This window comes from Desulfurellaceae bacterium (assembly GCA_021296095.1).
Classification (GTDB): domain Bacteria; phylum Desulfobacterota; class Binatia; order Bin18; family Bin18; genus JAAXHF01.
Genome location: JAGWBB010000157.1, coordinates 4,287 through 7,345, shown reverse-complemented (window position 1 = coordinate 7,345; position 3,059 = coordinate 4,287). Strand labels below are relative to the sequence as shown.

The 3,059-nt window shown below is 65.4% G+C and carries 2 protein-coding genes; both read right to left on the bottom strand.

From position 1 onward, the window contains the following. A partial coding sequence (locus J4F42_22010) for a hypothetical protein (GenBank protein MCE2488199.1) occupies positions 1–181 on the bottom strand: 181 nt, incomplete at its 3' end. Positions 182–700: 519 nt separating this feature from the next. Continuing rightward, the coding region (gene fdhF, locus J4F42_22005; GenBank protein ID MCE2488198.1) for a formate dehydrogenase subunit alpha at positions 701–3,059 on the bottom strand (2,359 nt) is incomplete at its 5' end.

Sequence of the window (3,059 nt, the reverse complement as noted above, 5' to 3'; positions counted from 1 at the left end):
CGCCGCGACCCGGGAAGCGACCGGTGGCCAGACCGGCCCCGATTGGCAGACCCAGCCCGCACGCGATCAGGACGGCCGTCAGACTGACCTGGAGGGACAAGCCGGCAATTTCAAGCAGCATCGGGTCGGCCCCGGCAATCAGTCCCCAAGCCAGGCGAAACGCATGTCCAAAATCGTGCATGACAAGATACGTGCCCGCGCCTCAGCGGGCAGTAGAGGCAGAAGCATAACGAAGAAGCTCGGCACAGGGTAGATACCGTGACGCTCTCGCCCGGCCGGACGTGGACCGGCCCCATGCTTCGACTCCGCCCTACCAGGCTACGCTCAGCACAGACGGCTTCCCGTTGGCCCTGAGCGTAGCGGAACGAAGTCGAAGGGTCTGGATTCCGGCTTCCGCCGGAATGGCGGCAGGGCGCGACGGGCTGGCATGGACCGTTTTCCTGTCTCTGCGTCTTCCCCATAAAACGTGTGATGCATATTGCGTTATCCACCGGCCGAGAAGGCACCCACCCCGGCCCTTCGGCCACCCCTCCTCGGAGGGGAACCGCCCCCATCCCCTCCTCGGAGGAGTCCTGCGCAGCAGGGGGGGGCTTCCCGGTCCGACGGTCAGCGCCCGGCAGGCGAGCGTAGGTTCCTGGGAATATGCATCACACGTATATAAGGGGGTTTTTGCTCCGGCTCGGGGCGGCTGCCCCGTATCCTAGGCCTCAGCGCCCCGGGCCACCTCGACCTGCACCGCGCAGTACTTGAACTCGGGGATCTTGCCGTAGGGGTCGAGGGCTTCGTTGGTCAGCAGGTTGGCCGCAGCCTCCTGGTAGCAGAACGGAATGAAAATCTCCTCCCGCTGCATGCTGCTGTCGGCCCGGGCGTAGGCGATCAGCTCGCCGCGGCGCGAGACGACTCTGAGCAGGTCGCCCTCCGTGCCGCCGATGCCTGCCAAGTCCTCGGGATGGATATTGATCACCGGCTGGGGCTCAATCGCGTCCAACACCCGCGAGCGGCGGGTCATGGCGCCGGTATGCCAGTGTTCGAGCTGCCGGCCGGTGATCAAGACGTAGGGGAAGTCCTTGTCCGGCAGCTCATCGGCGCTGATCAGCCGGGCCGGCACAAAGCGGCCCCGGCCGCTGGGGGTGGGAAAGTCGGCTTGGAAAACGACCGGCTGGCCCGGGTCGTCCTCACTGGTGCAGGGGTAGGTGACCGAGCTGTCGCGCTCCAGGCGCTGCCAGCTGATCCCGCCGATGCTGGCCATGGCCTGGCGCATCTCGACAAACACGCTCTCGGCATCGGCGTAGTGCCAGTCCAGACCCAGCCGCCGGGCGATGGCCTGGATGATGTCCAGATCCTGGCGGGCGTTGCCCGGCGGGTCGAGCGCCCGCCGCCCCAGCTGCACCCGACGGTCCGTATTGGTGAACGTGCCGGTTTTTTCGGGAAAGGCCGAGGCCGGCAGCACCACGTCGGCAAAAAAGGCGGTTTCGGTCAGAAACAGGTCTTGGACCACCAGATGATCCAGCCCGGCCAGAGCCTGGCGGGCGTGGTGCAGGTTGGGGTCGGACATGGCCGGATTTTCGCCCATGATGTACATGCCGTGGAGGCTGCCATCCAGAATCGCGTTCATGATCTCGACGACCGTCAGGCCCGGTTTATCGTCCAGCGTGGTGTGCCACAGCGCCTCGAACCGCTCGTGGGCGTCGTCGTTGTCGACCCGCTGATAGTCGGGAAAGACCATCGGGACCAGACCCGCATCAGACGCGCCCTGCACGTTGTTCTGGCCGCGCAGCGGATGCAGACCGGTCCCCGGCCGGCCGACCTGACCGGTCATCAGGGCCAGGGCGATCAGACACCGGGCGTTATCGGTGCCGTGAATATGCTGCGAGATGCCCATGCCCCAGAAGATCATCGAACCCGAGGCGCTGGCATAGCGGCGGGCCACCTCCCGAATGCGTGCCGCCTCAATGCCGCAGACGGGAGCCATCTCCTCGGGGCTGAAGCCGGCCACGTTGTGGCGAATCAAGGCAAAGTCTTCGGTCCGCTGTTCGACAAACGCGGTGTTGACCAAGTCCTCTTCGATGATGGTGTAGATCATGGCGTTCAGCAGCGCCACGTCGGTGTCGGGCTTGAACTGGAGATAATAGCTGGCATGGCGGGCCAGTTCGGTGCGCCGCGGGTCCATGACGATCAGGGTTTTTCCGGCCTTGGCCGCGTTTTTCATGAAGGTGGCGGCCACCGGATGGTTTTCGGGCGTATTCGAGCCGATGATGACAATCACCTCGGCCTCGGCCACGTCCTCGACCTGATTGGAGACCGCGGCCGAGCCGATGCCTTCGAGCAGGGCGGCCACCGACGAGGCGTGGCACAGGCGGGTGCAGTGGTCGACATTATTGGTACCGAAGCCGGTCCGGACCAGCTTCTGAAACAGATACGCCTCCTCGTTGCTGCCCTTGGCCGAGCCAAAGCCGGCCAGAGCCCGGCCGCCGCGTGCGTCACGGATTTTTTTCAGGCCGGTGGCAGCGAGGTCCAGGGCTTCGTCCCAGTCGGCCTCACGGAAGATGTCTTGCCAGCGGGACGGATCGAAGTCGACCTCGGCCGACTTGGGCACACCGGGCTTGCGGATCAGGGGTTGTGTCAGACGGTGGGGGTGGGTCACATAGTCGAAGCCAAAGCGGCCTTTGACGCACAGCCGTCCGTGGTTGGCCGGTCCGTCCCGGCCGGTGACGTACAGAATGGTGTTGTCCTTGACGTGGTAGGTCAGCAGACAGCCCACCCCGCAGTAGGGACACACCGAGTCTACGGTCTTGTCCGGCTCGGTCAGTCCCACCTCGCCCGCCGGCATCAGCGCGCCGGTCGGACAGGCCTGAACGCACTCGCCGCAGCCGACGCACGAGCTGTGGCCCATGGGATCGCCAATATCAAAGACAATTTCGGCCTGGCTGCCGCGTCGGGCATAGCCGATCACGTCGTTGACCTGTTCCTCGCGGCAGGCGCGCTGGCAGCGGGTACACTGGATGCAGGCGTCGAGATTGACCGCAATAGCCGGGTGGGACACGTCCTGGGCCGGCTGA